Raw genomic sequence first — 2,400 nt, forward strand, 5'->3', positions numbered from 1 at the left:
CCGCGACGACGATCTTTGCGGAGGTGGTGGCGCGGGTGGCCGCGGGGCTAGAGCTTGCGAAGTCCACTGAGGACCCTTTCGAGCAGCGTGACGTCCGGCGTTCCGCCCGTCTCGCCGGCGGCGGCGGGCTGGTGGATGGCGACCAGGCCGGCTTCGGCCAGGTCGGCCACGAGGATCCGGGCCACCCCCAACGGGACCCCGGCCAGCGCCGAGATCTCGGCGACCGACTTGACCTCCTGGCACAGCTGGACGATCCGCTGGTGCTCCGGGAGCAGGCCGCCGGAACGGGCGGCGTTGCCGGTGGTGGAGATCAGTGCCTCGATGGCGAGCTGGTAGCGCGGTCGGGTACGGCCACCGGTCATCGCGTACGGACGCACCAGCGGCTGCTGCTCGTAGCCGCCGTTGTTCTGATCGCCGTAGCCGGAGCCGTACCCGTTGCCGTAACTACCGGCAGGTGTCGGGGGCGGGGTCATGCGGGTCCTCCTAGCGCTGCGGCTGATGCTGCATCAGCTATGGGGTGTGGGCGTCGGGCCCGGTGGCTCTTTCGCGATGGCACCTGGGCCCGACGGAGGGTGGGTGTCCCGGTCAGTGCAGCAGGCTGCCCTGGAGCTCCGCGCGGAGGGCGGGGGTGAGGACGGCGCCGGCCCGGTCGACCAGGAGGGCCATCTCGTAGCCGACCAGGCCGATGTCGGAGTCGGGGGAGGCGAGGACGGCCAGGGAGGAGCCGTCGCTGACGGCCATCAGGAAGAGGAAGCCGCGTTCCATCTCCACGACGGTCTGGTTGACGTCGCCGCCCTCGAAGATCCGGCTGGCGCCGGAGGTGAGGGAGGTGAGGCCGGAGGCGACGGCGGCGAGCTGGTCGGCGCGGTCGCGGGGGAAGCCCTCGGACATGGCGAGCAGGAGACCGTCGGCGGAGACCACCACGGTGTGCGACACCCCGGGGGTGTTGTCCACGAAATTGGTGATCAGCCAGTTCAGGTTGCTGGCAGCCTGACTCATCTGACTCATCTCAGTGCTCCTGGTTCTCAGTGCCGAAGGCGTCCGGTGCCGCAGAACGGTAGCCCTCGCGGTTGCTGCCCGCACCACCGGGGCGTCCGAAACCGTCGAACGACTGGTTCTGCTGGTGGATTCCCTGGACCGGGATGCCCTGGGTGGACTCGGCACCGGCCCGGCGGCCCTGCTGGATGCCGCGGCGCAGGTTGGTCAACCGGCCGCGCACCTCCTCGGGCGCCCGGGAGACCTGAGGACCGGTCAGCGGAGCCGCCTCGGCGGTGCCCGCCACCAGGTTCGCCTGCGGGGTGCGGCGCGGCAGCCCGGACAGGGTGACCCCGTCCGAGGTGGGCTGGCGCAGCTGCTCGGCCCGGCGCCAGCGCTCGTCGTTGGCCGACGGACGCCACGGCGCCTGCTCGCCCTCGGGCTGCTGCGGCTGGCCGGCCGGCGGCTGCTGGGGGTTGCGCGGCGGGGGACCCTGCGGGTCGAAGCCCGGCGCGCTGGTGCCCGGACGCTGCGGCTGGTACGGACGCTGCCGGCCCTGCTGCGACGCCTGGGCGCGCTCGGCCGCGGCCTGCTCGTTCACCTGGACCGAGGCCATCCGGCTGGCACCGCCGGTGCGGAAGCCCTGCTGGCCGTCGTCCGGGCGGGCGCCCTGCGGCGGCTGGCCGTGCTCCGGCGAGCGGCGCGGCGGCAGCGCGGGCTGCTGCCCGAACTGCTGCTGCGGCTGGGCGGCCGGCTGCTGCTGCGGGGCGAACTGCTCCGCCCGACCGGGCTGCTGGCCGTACTGCGGCTGGGCGGGCGCGGCCTGGGCACGGGCCTCGCCGACCCGCTGCGGGTTGGCCACGCTCGGCAGCACCGGCTCCACCAGGCCCAGACCCAGCGGGTCGCGCGGGTCGATGTCGCTGGCCTCGAAGCGCGGACGGGCCAGCGCACCGGTGTCCGCCGGGTCCGCGGCCTGCTGGCCGAGCACCGGCTGCTGCACGGTCGGCGGACCCTGCGGGTCGCCGGCCGGCTGCGGCCGCCGCTGCCCCTGCTGCGGGGCGAACTGCTGCTGGCCGAACGGGGGCTGGCCCTGGGCCGGGCGGCCCTGCGGCGGCTGGCCCTGGCCGGGCTGACGCTGCGGCAGCTGGCCGGGGCGCCCGTTCGGGCCCACGTCGGTGCGCACGTTCGGGCCCTGCGGCCGACCGTCCGCCCAACCGTGCTGGGACTGCTCGCCGGCACCGGCCTGCGGGGCGGGCTGCCGGGCCGGCTCCTGCGGCGCGCCGCGGCGCGGCAGGGCGCCGGGGCCGCCGGCCGGGGCACCGGGACGACGGCCGCCCTGCTGCTGCGGGGCACCCGCCGGCGGCGGGGTCTCGCGCAGCGACTGGCCGACCTCGCGGGTGGGCAGGCCACCGGCGGGCGCGCCCC

General features: G+C 76.0%; 2 protein-coding genes and 1 pseudogene. All 3 read right to left on the bottom strand.

Annotation, left to right across the window (positions count from 1 at the left end; all coding sequences use genetic code 11):
* Positions 1-47: 47 nt before the first annotated feature.
* Positions 48-473, bottom strand: coding sequence for a DUF742 domain-containing protein (locus tag ACFW1A_RS40090; protein WP_380418607.1), 426 nt, complete (start codon positions 471-473; stop codon positions 48-50).
* A 112-nt stretch (positions 474-585) separates the two neighbouring features.
* Positions 586-1,008 carry a roadblock/LC7 domain-containing protein gene (locus ACFW1A_RS40095; RefSeq protein WP_344447104.1) on the bottom strand — a complete coding sequence of 141 codons (423 nt, stop codon included), beginning with the start codon at positions 1,006-1,008 and terminating at the stop codon, positions 586-588.
* Position 1,009: 1 nt separating this feature from the next.
* Positions 1,010-2,400 (bottom strand): annotated as a pseudogene (locus ACFW1A_RS40100) (hypothetical protein); the annotation flags it as partial.

The sequence above is a fragment of the Kitasatospora sp. NPDC058965 genome (assembly GCF_042741245.1).
Classification (GTDB): Bacteria; Actinomycetota; Actinomycetes; order Streptomycetales; family Streptomycetaceae; genus Kitasatospora.